This is a genomic window from Sphingomonas kyeonggiensis, assembly GCF_014204495.1.
Lineage (GTDB): Bacteria > Pseudomonadota > Alphaproteobacteria > Sphingomonadales > Sphingomonadaceae > Sphingomonas > Sphingomonas kyeonggiensis_A.
Genome location: NZ_JACHLN010000002.1, coordinates 223,368 through 238,652, shown reverse-complemented (window position 1 = coordinate 238,652; position 15,285 = coordinate 223,368). Strand labels below are relative to the sequence as shown.

10 protein-coding genes are annotated in these 15,285 nt (G+C 67.7%); 5 read left to right on the top strand and 5 right to left on the bottom strand.

Annotation, left to right across the window (positions count from 1 at the left end):
- Positions 1 to 18 precede the first annotated feature (18 nt).
- Complete coding sequence (locus HNP52_RS08785) at positions 19 to 450, bottom strand: endonuclease domain-containing protein (protein WP_184165624.1); 432 nt, start codon at positions 448 to 450, stop codon at positions 19 to 21.
- Positions 451 to 526: 76 nt separating this feature from the next.
- Here HNP52_RS08785 and HNP52_RS08780 point away from each other — a divergent pair, with 76 nt between their 5' ends.
- From HNP52_RS08780 to HNP52_RS08760, 5 genes are all read left to right on the top strand, one after another.
- Positions 527 to 1,030: a hypothetical protein gene (locus tag HNP52_RS08780; RefSeq protein WP_184165621.1), complete on the top strand. Its 504-nt coding sequence runs from the start codon at positions 527 to 529 to the stop codon at positions 1,028 to 1,030.
- Positions 1,027 to 1,350 carry a DUF3088 family protein gene (locus HNP52_RS08775; protein WP_184165618.1) on the top strand — a complete coding sequence of 108 codons (324 nt, stop codon included), beginning with the start codon at positions 1,027 to 1,029 and terminating at the stop codon, positions 1,348 to 1,350. Before HNP52_RS08780 ends, HNP52_RS08775 begins: the two co-directional genes overlap by 4 nt.
- Entirely contained in the window at positions 1,347 to 3,290 is a 1,944-nt protein-coding gene (locus HNP52_RS08770) for an acetyl/propionyl/methylcrotonyl-CoA carboxylase subunit alpha (protein WP_184165615.1), read from the top strand. The genes HNP52_RS08775 and HNP52_RS08770 overlap by 4 nt, the downstream gene beginning before the upstream one ends.
- 98 nt (positions 3,291 to 3,388) lie before the next feature.
- Positions 3,389 to 3,844 carry a MaoC family dehydratase gene (locus HNP52_RS08765; protein WP_184168256.1) on the top strand — a complete coding sequence of 152 codons (456 nt, stop codon included), beginning with the start codon at positions 3,389 to 3,391 and terminating at the stop codon, positions 3,842 to 3,844.
- A complete protein-coding gene (locus tag HNP52_RS08760) occupies positions 3,841 to 5,052 on the top strand; it encodes an NAD(P)/FAD-dependent oxidoreductase (RefSeq protein ID WP_184165610.1) in 1,212 nt (403 codons plus the stop codon). The genes HNP52_RS08765 and HNP52_RS08760 overlap by 4 nt, the downstream gene beginning before the upstream one ends.
- Here the strand turns inward: HNP52_RS08760 and HNP52_RS08755 are convergent.
- The 4 genes from HNP52_RS08755 to HNP52_RS08740 form a co-directional block, all read right to left on the bottom strand.
- Positions 5,049 to 6,515, bottom strand: a complete 1,467-nt coding sequence (locus tag HNP52_RS08755) for an NAD(P)/FAD-dependent oxidoreductase (protein ID WP_184165607.1) — start codon at positions 6,513 to 6,515, stop codon at positions 5,049 to 5,051. The two genes, HNP52_RS08760 and HNP52_RS08755, sit on opposite strands and share 4 nt — an antisense overlap.
- A 52-nt stretch (positions 6,516 to 6,567) precedes the next feature.
- Positions 6,568 to 10,794, bottom strand: coding sequence for a translocation/assembly module TamB domain-containing protein (locus HNP52_RS08750; protein WP_184165604.1), 4,227 nt, complete (start codon positions 10,792 to 10,794; stop codon positions 6,568 to 6,570).
- Complete coding sequence (locus HNP52_RS08745; RefSeq protein ID WP_311768429.1) at positions 10,794 to 13,094, bottom strand: BamA/TamA family outer membrane protein; 2,301 nt, start codon at positions 13,092 to 13,094, stop codon at positions 10,794 to 10,796. The genes HNP52_RS08750 and HNP52_RS08745 overlap by 1 nt, the downstream gene beginning before the upstream one ends.
- A gap of 109 nt (positions 13,095 to 13,203) precedes the next feature.
- The gene (locus HNP52_RS08740; RefSeq protein WP_184165602.1) at positions 13,204 to 15,237 is read right to left on the bottom strand and encodes a malate synthase G; all 2,034 of its coding nucleotides are present in this window, start codon (positions 15,235 to 15,237) and stop codon (positions 13,204 to 13,206) included.
- Between the last annotated feature and the right edge of the window lie 48 nt (positions 15,238 to 15,285).

The following is a 15,285-nucleotide window of genomic DNA, read 5'->3' as shown; positions in this document are numbered from 1 at the left end:
GCGGAGGGATTCCCTTCATCATTCCTCCCCGAGCTTGTCTCGGGGAGGGGGACCGCCCGGCGCAGCCGGGTGGTGGTGGGGCAAGCGCGCAAGCGCTTCCGCAACGATCCCCCGCAAGACAGCATCCAGGTCACGCAACACCTCGAACGCGGGAATCCGCAACGTCGCGATCCCGCAACCGGCCAACCAGGCGTCCCGTCGCGCGTCCCGCATCGGCCGCTCGCCAAACCCATGCGCGTCGCCATCCACCTCGATCGCAAGCCGCGCATCGCTGCAATAGAAGTCGAGACTGAACGCGCCTGTCGCATGTTCATGTCGAAACTTGAGCCCGGCTGGTCCCTTGCGCAGTTCCCGCCACAACAACCCCTCAGGCAGACTCATCTCGCGACGCCGTGCCCGCGCTCGCTGCACGGCCTGTTTGCTCCCCTTCGGCGCATGATCCTTGAACATCGCACCTGCCCCTCCACCATGCTTCGCATGGTCCCCCTCCCCGAGACTAGCTCGGGGAGGAATTGAAAGGTCCGCTATGAAGCTTGTTGTCGCAGCCGCCCTCCTCCTCGCTCCGCTCCCCGCGCTGGCGCAGACCACCCCCACGCCCAAGCTCCCCCCGGCCAATCCGCTCCCCTATGAGGACGCCGAAGCCGCCGCGGTGCTCGCCCCGATCAACGCGATGTTCGCCGGGCTCGCCGCGCATGACGGCGCCGCGATCCTCGCCCAGACGCGCCCCGAAGGCGGCGCCACCGTCGCGGTCGAGAAGCCCGACGGCAGCCGCGTGATCCGCCACCTCAGCTGGGCCGATTTCGCCGGCGGCATCAAGCCGGGGCCGGAAAAGCTCGAGGAGCGCATCTCCACTCCCGCGATCGAAGTCGATGGCGACATCGCCATGGTCTGGGCGCCCTATGTCTTCCTGATCGACGGCAAGGCGCATCATTGCGGCATCAACCATTTCGACCTGCTTCGCGAGAATGGCAGCTGGAAGGTGCTCAACGTCACCTGGTCGCAGCGCACCACCGGTTGCACCGCGCAATGAGCCGCGACACGCTCTTCCTGCTCGATCCCGACTGGGCGGACCCAGCCCATGGCGGCGAGCGGCATTTCTACTGCAAGGAATGCATGATCGTGGAGGGCCTGCTCGCCACCTTCCCCGAGCGCGCGAAGAATATCGACGTCGTCCGCGTCGCCTGGCCGCGCCCGCGCGCCGCGGTGGTCGAAGCGATCGGCGAGGACAACCAGAACCTACCGGCCCTGGTCTGGGACGAGGAAGACGGAAGCGCCGGCTTCGCCAACGACATCGAGGCGCTGCTCGCCGCCCTCGCCACCCGCCACGGCTTCCCGGAGCGTCACCCGTGATCCAGTCCCTGCTCATCGCCAATCGCGGCGAGATCGCCTGCCGCATCATCCGCACCGCGCGTGCGATGGGCATCCGCACCGTCGCGGTCTTCTCCGACGCCGACGCGAAGGCGCTCCATGTTCGCCAGGCCGATGAAGCCGTGCATATCGGCCCCTCGCCTGCCCGCGAGAGCTATCTGGTCGGCGAGAAGATCATCGCAGCTGCCAAGGCGACTGGGGCAGAGGCGATCCACCCCGGCTATGGCTTCCTCTCGGAGAATGCAGATTTCGCCGAAGCGGTGATCGCCGCCGGGCTCGTCTGGGTCGGGCCGAAGCCTGACAGCATCCGCGCCATGGGCCTGAAGGATGCCGCCAAGGCGCGGATGATCGCCGCCGGCGTGCCCGTTACCCCGGGCTATCTCGGCGAGGACCAGTCTCCCGAGCGGCTCCAGGCAGAGGCGGACGCGATCGGCTATCCCGTCCTCATCAAGGCCGTGGCCGGCGGCGGCGGCAAGGGCATGCGGCTGGTCGAGGCTGCGGGGGATTTCCTCGACGCCCTCGCTTCCTGCAAGCGCGAGGCCGCCAGCTCGTTCGGCGACGATCGGGTGCTGCTCGAGAAGTACATCCTCTCGCCGCGCCATATCGAAGTGCAGGTGTTCGGCGACACGCACGGCAATGTGGTCCACCTGTTCGAGCGCGACTGCTCGCTCCAGCGCCGCCACCAGAAGGTGATCGAGGAAGCCCCCGCGCCGGGCATGACCGAGTTCACCCGCGCCGCCGTCTGCTCCGCCGCAGTCCGCGCGGCCAAGGCGGTCGACTATGTCGGCGCCGGCACGATCGAGTTCATTGCCGATGGATCGGGTCATCTCGATCCGGATCGCATCTGGTTCATGGAGATGAACACGCGTCTCCAGGTCGAGCATCCGGTGACCGAGGAGATCACGGGCGTCGACCTGGTGGAATGGCAGCTCCGTGTTGCGAGCGGCGAGCCACTTCCGCTCCAGCAGTACGAATTGTCGATCAACGGCCATGCCATGGAAGCGCGACTATATGCGGAGGACCCGGCCAAGGGCTTCCTGCCGAGCATCGGACAGCTCGATACGTTCGCGCTGCCCTACGGCATCCGCATCGAGACCGGCGTGATCGGCGGCGGCGCGGTCAGTTCCTTCTACGATCCGATGATCGCCAAGCTCGTCGTGCACGGGAGCGACCGCGAGGAAGCGCGCGTGCGGCTATACGATGCGTGTCGCGAGGTTCGCATCCAGCCGGTGCACACCAATGCGGAGTTCATGGCCAAGCTGCTGGCAACGCACGAATTCGCTACGGGCAACGTCGATACCGGCCTGATCGAGCGCAGGCTCGACAGCCTGGTGGAACGGGAGGTGCCGGACGCGCGCATTCTCTCGGCCGGGGCATTGCTGCTGCTGGCCCATCCGGACAAGCGGCTTGCCGAGCAGCCCGTTCTTTCGAGCGACGGCGGCCGCGAATGGGTGGCGTCCGCTTCGACGTCCTGGAATCCGCTGTTCGGCTTCCGGCTGAACGCTGCCGCCAATCATACCGTCAGGCTCGCGGTCGATGGGCAGACAATGGACATCGACCTGGATGCGACCGGACCGCTCGAGCCTGACCATTATGACATCGAAAGGGACGCTGTCTGGGTGCAGGCGGAGGATGGCCTGGCAGCGCATCGCTTCACCTGGCCGTCGTCGAATGTCGCCCAGGACAGTGCCTCGGCTGGCGACGGCGCGATCCTCGCCCCGATGCCGGGCCGCGTGACGTCTGTCGAAGTCGCGGCGGGCGATCCGGTTACCAAGGGCCAGCGCCTCGTCACGCTGGAGGCGATGAAGATGGAGCATGGCCTCGCCGCCCCGTTCGACGGTATCGTTACCGAACTTGACGTGACGCAAGGCATGCAGGTGAGCGAAGGCACGCTGCTGGTAAAGGTCGAGAAGGCGGAATAACCCCAACCGTCACCCTGAAAACCTTCCACGGGCGATACCGCTTGCGGTGCCTTGGATGCTGAAACAAGTTCAGCATGACGAAGAAGAAAGCGGATCGAATGGCAGGCAGGTATTTCGACGAATGGCAGGTCGGCGACACCGTCGCCCACGAACTCCGCCGCACGGTGACGGAGACCGACAACCTCCTGTTCTCGACGATGACCCACAACACCCAGCCGCTCCATCTCGATGCCGAGGCGGCGAAGGCGAGCGAGTTCGGCCAGATCCTCGTCAACGGGACCTTCACGTTCAGCCTGATGGTCGGCATCACCGTGGGCGACACCACCGCCGGCACGCTGGTCGCCAATCTCGGCTATGACCAGTTGCGCATGCCCAAGCCCGTCTTCATCGGCGACACGCTGCGCGCCGAGAGCGAAGTGATCGAGCTCCGCCCCAGCAAGTCGCGCCCCGGCCAGGGCATCGTCACCTGGCAGCACCGCATGCTCAACCAGCGCGGCGAGCTGGTATGCGAATGCCTGCGCTCGGCCCTGCTCAAGAGCCGGCCGGCGGCATGAAGGACAGCGCCGACATCGTCGTTATCGGCGGCGGTGCGGCGGGCGTCGGCGCGCTGCGCACCCTCGCCGATGCCGGCAGGGACGCACTACTGCTCGAGGCGCAGGACCGGCTCGGCGGCCGCGCCCATACCGTCCATATCGCCGGCATGCCGATCGACATGGGCGCGGGCTGGCTCCATTCGGCCCCCAAGAACCCCTGGGTCGGCATCGCCGAGGCGCGCGGCTTCACCGTCTATCGCGCCCCGGCCCGCTGGGGCGAGCAATGGCGCGAACTCGGCGCGAGCAAGGCCGAGCAGCAGGCGCTGTGGCACGCCTTCGAAGCCTTCATGGAGGCGATGCGCACCCCACCCCCCAGCGACTGCGCCGCCGACCTGCTGCCGCCCGACGGCGAATGGAACCCCGCGCTCGACGCGCTCTCAGGCTATATCAACGGCGCCCCCATGCGCGAGATGTCGGCGATCGACTGGCAGGCCTATGAAGACGAATCGATCGACGTGAACTGGCGCGTCGAGCAGGGCTATGGCGCGCTGGTCTCCTCGCACGCTGCCTGGCTGCCGGTAGTGCTCGGCACCCCGGTCACCGCGATCGACACTTCGGGCAAGCAGCTCCGCATCGAGACGCCGCGCGGGAGCATCACCGCCAATTCCGCGATCATTACCGTCTCGAGCAACGTCCTCGCCAGCGGTGCGATCCGCCTGCCCGGTCATGACGCGATCCTCCACGCCGCCGCCCAGCTCCCGCTCGGCCTGGCCGACAAGCTGTTCTTCACGCTGGACGACGCGGGCGATGTCGATGACAACGCCCATCTCCTCGGCAATCCGCGCAGCGCGCTCACCGGCACCTACACGCTCAAGCCGCTGGGCCGCCCGCTGGTCGAGTGCATGCTCGGCGGCGAAGGCGCGCGGGCGATGGAGAAGGAAGGGCTGAACGGCGCCGCCGATTTCGCGATCGGCGAGCTGGTCCACCTGCTCGGCAGCGACTGGCGCAGGAAGCTCCGGTTCGTCGCCGGCTCGGCCTGGGGCCGCGAGACCTATGTCCTGGGCGGCTACAGCCATGCCCGACCAGGCCAGCACGCCGCCCGCGCGGTGCTGCGCGCCGGCGCCGACCCGCGCATCCGCTTCGCCGGCGAAGCGACCTCGGACGGGGAATTCTCGACCGCGCACGGGGCGTACAACACTGGCGTCGCGGCTGCGAAGGCGTTGCTCTAAGCCGCCTTCCCGACCTTCCCCACCGGATTGGAAAACTCCATCTCCTGGTCGATCCCGCCGAACTTGAGCGCCATCACGTCCCGCGCATAATTCTGGTTCAGCCGCCACGGCTTGCGCGAGCCCTGGCGCGGGAGCTTGGCGTTGGCGCGCTGGACATAGCCCGAGGTGAAGTCGAGGAACGGCACTTCCTCCACCGGCGCGGCGATCCGCGGGGTCACCTGGCGCATGCCCCGCTTCTTCATCGCATTGAGCAGCCGCGTCACATAGTTGGCGGTCAGGTCGCTCTTCAGCGTCCAGCTCGCATTGGTATAGCCGAACGAGATCGCGAAATTGGGCACGTCCGCGAACATCATGCCCTTGTAGGTCATCGCCTTGCCCGGATCGAAGGCCTTGCCGTCCACGCTGATCGGCATCCCGCTGAACAGCTGGATCTCCAGCCCCGTCGCGGTCACCACAAGGTCGGCCGCGATCTCCTTGCCCGAGCCGAGCTTGAGCCCGTCCGCCGTGAAGTGATCGATCGTGTCGGTCACCACCTCGGCCTTGCCGCTCTTGATCGACGCGAACAGGTCCGCGTCGGGGACCAGGCAGACGCGCTGGTCCCAGGGATTGTAGCGCGGGGTGAAGTGCGTCCCCACGTCATAGTCCGGTCCCAGCTCGTCCTGGACCATCTGGACGATCCGCTCCTTGGCTTTGTCCGGGTTCTTGCGTGCCAGCCCGTAGAAGAATTGCTGGAGCAGCACATTCTTCCACCGCGTGATGCCATAGGCGGTCTTCGCCGGCATCCAGCTGCGCATCCAGTTCGCCACCGCATCCTGCGAGGGCCGCGAGACGATATAGGTCGGCGAGCGCTGCAGCATCGTCACATGCGCCGCCTGTTTCGCCAGCTCGGGCACCAGGGTCACCGCGGTCGCGCCGCTGCCGATCACGACGACGCGCTTGTCCTTGTAATCGATATCCTCGGTCCAGAATTGCGGATGGACCACCCGCCCCTTGAAGTCCGCCACCCCGGCAAAGTCGGGCGTGTAGCCTCGTGCGTAATTATAATAGCCGGTGCACAGGAACAGGAAGGCGCAGGTGAAAGTCACCGCTTCCCCGCCCCGCTCGGCGGTGACCGTCCACAGCGCATCGGCGCTCGACCAGCTCGCCCCGGTCACCCGCGTCGAATAGCGGATATGCTCGTCGATCCCGTAGTCCTTCACGGCCTCGTCGAGATAGTTGAGGATCGAGGGGCCGTCGGCGATCGCCTTGCTCTCCGTCCAGGGCCGGAAGGAGAAGCCGAGCGTGAACATGTCCGAGTCCGATCGGATGCCCGGATAGCGGAACAGGTCCCAGGTCCCGCCCAGCCGTTCGCGCCCTTCGAGCACGACATAACTGCGGTCCGGGCTGTTCTTCTGCAGGTGCCAGGCCGCGCCGACGCCGGAGATACCGGCGCCCACGATCACCACGTCGAAATGCTCGGCCATGTCCTCTCCCGACCTTCTGTTTACATCACTGTAAGCAGAGAAACCGGCAGGCTCAATAATCCCGCGAATATTTGAGGCTGACGCTCGATCCGCCGAACGATCCGGCCTGCGAGAGCAGGCTCAGCGTGCGGCTAAGCGAGATCTCGAGCTGCGTGGCGGTGAAGCCCCGCGCATCGGTGATGATCTCCACATAGATGTCGTCGGTCAGGTACTTGCCCGCCGCCAGTGCCATGCCGCGTCCGGTCACGTCATCGGCGCCCAGGATGCGCAGCCGGTCGATGCCCGTGGCCGATTTGAGCTGCCCCAGCGGATTGAGCCCGCCGCCGGTGCTGCTCAACGACTGGAGCGCCGCCGCCAGCTGGATTGCCTCGGTCGCCGACAGGTTCGTCACGTTCGTCCCGAAGAACAGCCGCGCCAGCACTTCCTCCTGCGGCAGCGTCGGCGTCGAGCTGAACGCGATCTGCGGCTGCTGCGCGGTGCCGGATACGGTGAGGATCGCCGTGATCCCCTCCGCCGTCGTGCTCGCCTGGATATCGACCGACGGGTTGGTCAGCGTCGATCCCTGGAAACGGATCGTGCCGCGGCTGATGTCGAAGCGCCGGCTGGCGAAGCTGTAGGTGCCGCGCACGATCTCCATCGTGCCGCGCACATCGGGCGCCAGCGTCGTCCCGCGCACGGTCACCTGCGCGCGCCACTCGCTCTCCAGCCCCATGCCGTTCACGAACAGCCGGTTGTCGGCGTTGATACGCAGGTTGAGGTCGAAATCGCCGAAGGAGCGGCGGATCACCTGTGCCGGCGTATCCTCCTGTCCATTGGGGTTCTTGCGGCGCACGCCGGTCAGCTCGGGCACTTCCGCGGCGCCCTGGCGGATGATCTGGTAATGCGCCTCGGGCACGGTCAGCCGTCCGTCGATCCGCGAGACCTGCGGGTTTTTGGTGATCGTGATCCTGCCCGTCGCGGTCGCGCCAAGCGCATCGCTGCGCGCCAGCCGGGCATTGTCGAGATCGGCGGTGATCGCGATCGGATAGCCGTTCGCCGAAGACAGGCTCACCTTGCCCTGCGCCTTCACCGTCCCCTCACCGGCCCTGGCGGTCAGCGAATTGAGGAGGAACTCGTCGTTCGAGAAGGTGCCGTCGATCTGCATGCCCGTAAGCCGGGTGCCGAAATTCTCGTTCTCGTAGGTGAGGTTGCTGGCCCGCACGACACCGGCAAGCTGCGGCGCCTCGACCTTGCCCGAGAAGTCCGCCGCGATCCCGATCGGCCCGTCGAGCTGCTGGCCCGAAAGCCCCGCCAGCGAGAAAGGCACTGCCGCCGGCCCGTTATACCGGATGCCACCCGAGAGCGGCGCGGCGAACATCCGCTCGGTCCAACTGCCCGCGTCGGGCCCGAGCGGGCTCAGCGTCGCGATCACGCGGCCGATCGTCGTGTTGCCCCGGCGGATCAGCGCCCGCGCGTCGCCGCCATTGGGCAGCAGCTTGCCGACGAAGCTGACATTCACCGGCGTCGACACGCTGGCCAGGCTCGCCCGGGTGAAGTCGCTGATCTCCAGCCGCGCATCGGCGCTCGGAAAAGCCTCGGGCGAAGCCTGGGCGAAATCCAGGCTGCCGGTCGCGGTGCCACCGATACCGAGATCGGGAACGAAGGCATTGACCACCGAAATGTCGAGACTGTCGAGCCGCGCCTGCAGCACCATGCCCTTGCCATAGCTGCCGGCGATGCGCGCGCTGCCCTTGTCGAAATCCAGCTTGGTCGGCAGCAGGTGATAGACGCCGTCGCGCCGCTCGATCCGCGCCGGCTGGGCCGTCCTGAAGCCGATCCCGCTGCCCTGCCCCTGCACCGCCACCAGCCAGTTGTCCGGCGCCAGCTTCGCGTTCGCGGCGATCTGGAACGGCACGCCGGTCGAACCATTGGCGAAGAGCTGCGCGGTGCCGTTGCCGCCGGCATAGGCGATCTTGGCCCGCCCGGTCTTGAGCACGAAATTGCCCTGGCGCAGGTTCGCCAGCTGCACATCGGCGTTGATCTCCGGCGTATCGGCCAGCACGATATTGGCGTCGATCAGCGCGCGCCCGATCGTCAGCCCCGCTTGGCCCGGTATCTTGGCGTTCGAGGCCGTCGCCTTCACGTCCGCCCGCTGCAGCTTGCCCTGCGCCGAAAGCGCCGCGCGCCCGACCACACCCGATCCGTTGAACGCCAGCTCGCCCTCGAACGGCCCGGCCGCGGTCTGCGCGATCTTGCCGGTGATATCCATGCCGGCGAAGCGGCCCGAATTGACGTCGATCGCCAGCCGGTTGCCGGTGCGCACCAGCACATCGGCGTTGAACGGCCCGTAATCGGTATCGCCCTTGGCCAGCACCGCCCAGGCGTTGCCGCGCCCGCGCACCTGCGCCTCGAGATTGGCGAGCCCGATGCCCAGCCCCGGCTTGGCCGCCTTCAACAGCACCACCGGCGCGTTCAGGGTACCGGTCACCCGCGCGGTCAGCGGTCCATAGTCGTCGGAAACCGCATCGGCGTTGATCAGGATCGGCCCCGCCGGGTCATAGCGCCCCGATCCGCGCAGCACGCGGAACTTCGGCGCCTTCATCTTGACGTCGCTGATGCTGATCACGCCCTTGGGATCGAGCATCAGCCGCGCCGAAGCCACTGCATTGCCGCCCAGGAACTCGCGCGCGCCATCGTTGAAGATCTTGCGCGAATTGCCGGCGATATGGCCCTTGATGCCCCAGCCGCCGCCCGGCGCGGCATAGAGTTCCGCGTCGGTCTTCAGATCGACGATACCGACCCCGTCGATCTGATAGTCGTTCACCCGCCCCTTGAGCGCGCCGGTATAGCGCCCCTTGCCGATATCGGCGGCGATGATCGCGGTCGCATCGATCTTTTCCGATCGGATGCGCAGATTGTCGGAAAGCACCTGCTGGCCCGAGATCGCCAGGTCGCCGTTCACCGTCAGGTTGGTCACCAGCCCGCCCGCCGCGGCATTCAGCCCGGAGACCCGCTTCGCCCGCGCCCGCACCGGCACGAGGATGCGGTTTGCGTCCACCTGCGCCCGGCCCTCGGCATAGAGCTGCTCGGCCACCGTCTCGCCGAAGCCGATCGCGCCCGCGCTCAGCTTGTAGTCGACCACCGGCCGGTTGAACGCCCCGTCCAGCGCCAGCGACGCACGAACCGACCGCCCGACCAGGTTCGGCGCGATCGCCCCGGCCTTGAGCAGGATCGCGTCCACCTTGAGATCGTCGAACTGGTTGTTGCCCAGGTCGATCTTGCCCTTGGCCTCCACCGACAGCGCACCGGAGTGGAGCTTGACCACGCCGTCCGCCACGCGGTCGGCCCATTTGGCGTCAAGATCGAGATCGAGCTGCGGTGAGGCCAGCCGCTCGACCGGCCCCTTGAGCCACACGCCCGGATGCAGCGGCCCGCGCAGCTGGAAGCGGCCATTGGTCGCAATCAGGTCGAGATTGGCGAGCTGCGCGCCGCCGAGAGTACCCAGCGCCTTGCCCTGCCAGCGCGCCCAGTCGCCCTTGCCCTGCACCGCAAGCGCCAGCGGCGCCTCCAGGCCGGCCAGCCCGGCAACCAGCCCCTTGGCCGGCGCATCGAGCTTCAGGTCGATGTCGAACCGGTTCTTGTCCGGCGTCGCGTCGAGGGTGAGCGCCAGCTTGTCGCCGCCCGCGATGCTCGGCCCGGTCAGCGTTGCGCCGTCGAGCACCAGCTGCGCGCGGCCATCTGCCAAATGCGCCTTGCCGGCCAGCCGCCCGAGATAGCGCGCCCGGCCATCCACTTCCTTGGCGATGTCGATCCGAGCCACGTCGAGCCGGCCGATATCGATGTTGAGGTCGGGCAGCAGCGGCGCGTTGGGGTCGCCCGAAGCCTTGAGCGCCGGCATGCGCAGCAGCTTCACCTCGGGGCTGGTAAGGCTGCGGATATCCACGCGGTTATTGAGATAGGCGAAGGGCCGCCAGTCCATCCGGATCTCGCGGGTCGTAGCGAAGACACCCTTGGTGTCGCGCACCTGCACGTCGCGCAGGATCATCGCGCCATACAGCGATCCGTCGATCCGCCCGATCCTGAAATTGAGCCCCGATCCCAGCGTCAGCCCGGCGATCTGGTCGGCAACGAAGCGCCGGCCGGGCTGGGTATTGATCCCCAGCACGAGCGCGCCCACCGCAAGCGCCAGCCCGGCGAGAGCGATGCCCGTCCATTTTACCACGCGCTGCCACAACGGCCGCTTCACCACCACCACTTCCGGTTCAGCCGGCGTCACGGCCTCGGGCGTTTCCTCGGCCATCAAAAGGCCTGCCCGATCGAGATGTAGAGCGAGATCTTGGATTCACCCGGCTTGCGCTTGATCGGCGTCGCAACGTCGACTCGGATCGGGCCGAAATTGGTGTAGAGCCGCCCGCCGATGCCCGCGCCGAAGCGGATGTTCTGCCCCGTCGGGTAGATGCCCTCATAGACCTGGCCGGCATCGATGAACGGCACGATGCCGTAATTGCCGAAGCGGTACCGCGCCTCGATCGCGAACTCGTTGAAGCTCCGCCCGCCCACCGGCTTGCCGTCGGGCGATCGCGGGCCGAGCTCCTGGTAGCCGAAGCCGCGCACCGATCCGCCACCGCCGGCATAATAGCGCCGCGAGGGCGGCAGGTCGTCGCGCGCGATGCCCACGATCGAGCCGACGCGTGCCCGCCCGGCGACCACGATGTTGGTCGATACCGGCTGGTAGTAGGTGCCCTCGAGCATGAACCGCGCATAGGGCCTCGCCGCGCCGCGCACCGAGGTCTCGGGGCTGGCATTGCCCTTGATCCGGAAGCCGCGTGTCGGGTTCAGCAGATTGTCGGAGCTGTCATAGCCCAGGAACAACGGCGCGGCGGCGATCAGCCAGGTGCCGCGGTCGCGCTGGTTGCTGTTGTAGTTCCAGCGATCCTCGTTCGAGCCGACCAGCTCGGCGCCGTAATAATAGGTCCAGCGCTTCTGCCAGATCGGCGTGGAGTCGCGCGAATAGCGGAACGAGAGCGTGCCGGTGTAGCTCTCATACGCGTCATAATCCTGGTGGTTGAGCTGCGCGGCGATCTGGAAGGTCCTGTCACGCTGCCCGGCGTTGGAGCGGCGGAAGGTGGTGGTCAGCCCCTGTTCCTGCGTGCCGAGCACGCCCGCGACGATCAGCGCGCCTTCGGGCGGGAACAGGTTGCGGTGCGTCCAGCTGCCGGTCAGGCGGATGCCCTGCCCGGTCGAATAGCCCAGCTCCGCCGCCAGCGTCCGCGCCGGGCCCGGATTCTGGCGCACCAGCAGGTCGACCACTTCGGTCCCGTCCGGTCCCGCCTTGTCGGTCCGCACCGGCTCGACCGAGACGGTGGAGAACAGGCTGGTCGCGATCATCGCCTCGCGCAAATCGTCCACCGCGCGCACGTCGTACAGGTCGCCCGGCTTGTAGCGGCGCAACACCTCGATGTGCTTCGTGTCGAACACCACCTTGCGCGCCCGGCGCTGGCGCCGCTGCCGCCGCTCCGTATTCGCCCCGCTGCCGTCCCCGCGCTGCGCCCGCCGCTCGGCCTGCTCGGCCAGCGTGCCGGTGCCCACTTCGGTGCGGATGTCGCCGAACACCGCCCGCGGCCCCAGCGACACCGGCAGCACATAGTCGCCGATATGGCTTTCCTCATCGAGCAGGATGTCGCGCTGCCCGACCTTAACGAAGGGATAGCCCTGCTGCGGCAGCCGCAGCGCCACATTGGCCTCGGCGCCCTGCACGCGCTCCGCCTCGATCGGATCGCCCGGATTGAGGTTCAGCTCGCGCAGCAGCAGCCCCGGCGGCATGGTCGGGTCGCTCTGCACCTTCACGTCGCCCAGCCGGTAGAGCGGCCCCGGCGTCACGCTGATCGTCGCGGTCACGGTGCCCGGGGTCTTCGGGTTCTGGTCGATCGTCGAGAGCGCGGTCGCGTCATAATAGCCGCGCGAATTGAGCAGCCTTATCGCCAGCCTTTCGTCCTCGCGCGCCCGCGCCGCGACCATCGCGGTGTTCGCCGCTCGCCCGCCGCCATTCTCCAGCGCCGACAGGTCCTCGAACAGCCCCTCGAGCCCGACCGCCGACAGCCCTTCCTCGCGCGTCACATAGCGGATCGTCACCGACTTCTTGTCGGCGACCTTGTCCTCGGGCGCGGGCTCGACCTTGAACTCGGCAAGCGGCGGCAGCGGCTTCGCGAATTCGGGATCCTCGGCCGGCGCCGCCGCGAACGTCTCCTCGGCCTGCTGCTGGATCTGCTGGGTAGCCTGACCCTGCGTCGTCGGCACCGGCTTGGCCTCTCCCCCGGTCGGCGAGGGCATCGCTTCCAGGGGCGCGTTGATATCGCCCTCGATCTTGGGCATCGCCGCCTCGAAATCGGCATCGGGCACGATCGGGCTCTCGTCCACCGGCGCGACGACGACCACACCGCCCTGCCCGGGAGTCGGCGCAGGCGTCGGGCTTGCCGAAGGCGCAGGCGCGGGGCCGGAGGGCGGCGCGCCCTGGCCCGGCTTCGGATCGGAGATCTGCGCATGCGCAAGCCCCGGCACGAATGCCGTACCGGCGAGCGCCGCCAGCCAAATCCGCTTCACCCCTCTACGCACGCGCTCCCTTTCGAGCCGCGTTCCTACCCCGGCCCTCTCGCAAGCGTAACGACCCAAATGCGCTTTGGGTCCCCCTTTTTGCGAATAGCGAGCGATTTCAGCGCGCTACAGCCTTCGCTTCGGCGCGAAACCTGTGGAGAAGTGGTTCGGTATAGCCGTTCGGCTGTTCCAGCCCCTCGAAGACCAGTGCCCGCGCCGCCTGGAAGGCAAGGCTGGTATCCTCGTTCCCCGCCATTGGCAGGTAGAGCGGATCGCCCGCATTCTGCGCGTCGACCTTGGCCGCCATCCGGCTGAGCGCCGCATCGACATCCGCCGCCTGCGCCACCCCGTGGAGCAGCCAGTTGGCCATGTGCTGCGAGGAGATGCGCAGCGTCGCGCGGTCCTCCATCAGCCCGACGTCATGGATGTCGGGCACCTTGGAACACCCCACCCCCTGGTCGATCCAGCGCACGACATAGCCAAGGATGCCCTGGGCATTGTTGTCGAGCTCCTGCGTCACTTCCTCGGCCTGCCAGTTGCGCCCCTCGGCCAGCGGCACGCTGAGCAGCGGCGCCAGCGGCGGGATCGCCTCGCCGGCAATCGCCTCCTGCCGGGCGAAGACATCGACCTGGTGATAGTGGAGCGCATGCAGGGTCGCCGCGGTCGGGCTCGGCACCCAGGCGGTGTTGGCGCCGCTCATCGGATGCGCGATCTTCTGCGCGAGCATGTCGGCCATCCGGTCCGGCGCCGCCCACATCCCCTTGCCGATCTGCGCCTTGCCGCTCAGCCCGCAGGCGAGGCCGATGCGGACATTGCGGTCCTCATAGGCCTTGATCCAGTCCGCCCCCTTCATCTCGCCCTTGGGGATCATCGGCCCGGCGCGCATGCTGGTGTGGATCTCGTCGCCGGTGCGATCGAGGAAGCCGGTGTTGATGAAGACGATCCGGTCCCTCACCGCATGGATGCACGCGGCGAGATTGGCCGAGGTCCGCCGCTCCTCGTCCATCACGCCCACCTTGATCGTGTGGCGCGGCAGCACGAGCAGATCCTCCACCGCGTCGAACAGGTCGTTGGTGAAACCGCATTCCTCGGGCCCGTGCATCTTGGGCTTCACGATGTAGATCGAGCCCGTCCGGCTGTTGCGGTATCGGCCCATGCCGCGAATGTCGTAGAGCGCGATCGTGCTGGTCAGGATCGCGTCGAGCACGCCCTCGGGCGCCTGGCTGCCATCGGCCAGATGCAGCGCCGGCGTGGTCATCAGATGCCCGACATTGCGGACGAACAGCAGCGCGCGGCCGGGCAGCGCGCCACGGTCCGGATTGAGCCTCCGGGTCAGCGTCCGCCCCCCCTTGTCGAAGCTTTCCTCCAGGTCGCCGCGCATCAGCCCCAGCCAATTGGCATAGGCGGCAGCCTTGTCCTCGGCATCGACCGCGGCGATCGAATCCTCCAGGTCGACGATCGCGGTCAGCGCACTTTCCAGCACGACATCGGCGATGCCGGCGGGATCGTCACGCCCGATCGGATGCGCCCGGTCGATCACCACTTCGATGTGCAGGCCATTGTGCCGGAACAGCCAGGGCCCGACCTGCTGCAACGGATCGGCCAGTACCGGCTCCCCGCTCAGTTCGGCCCAGCTCCCGCTCGCCAGCGGCACCGCCCTGTCGAGAAACGCCTTGGCATAGGCGATCACCTGGCTCCCGCGCGCCGCATCATAGCCGCCCGGCTTCGCCGCGCCCGGCAGCGCATCCGTCCCGTACAGCGCGTCATACAGGCTGCCCCAACGCGCATTGGCCGCATTGAGCACGAAGCGCGCGTTGAGCGCCGGCACCACCAGCTGCGGCCCGGCCATGGTCGCGATCTCGGGATCGACATTGCGCGTGCCGATCTCGAACGGCGCCGGTTCGTCGACCAGATAGCCGATCTCGCGCAGGAACTTCCCGTCGCCCGACAAGGTCGGATTGACGTCGATCATCGCCTGCAGCGCATCGCGCTTGGCCAGCAGCGCCCGGTTCTCCGGCGCGAACCGCGCGAAGATCTCCGCCACGCCGGCCCACCACCCCTCGGCCGCGATGTCGAGCCCGGGCAGCACCTGCTCCTCGACGAAGCGCGCGAGCGGCTCGGCGACGGACAGGCCGGAACGAATGACGGTCATGAAAATCCTCCTGCGACACGATACTCAAGTGTTCGCCTGGGGAGGGCT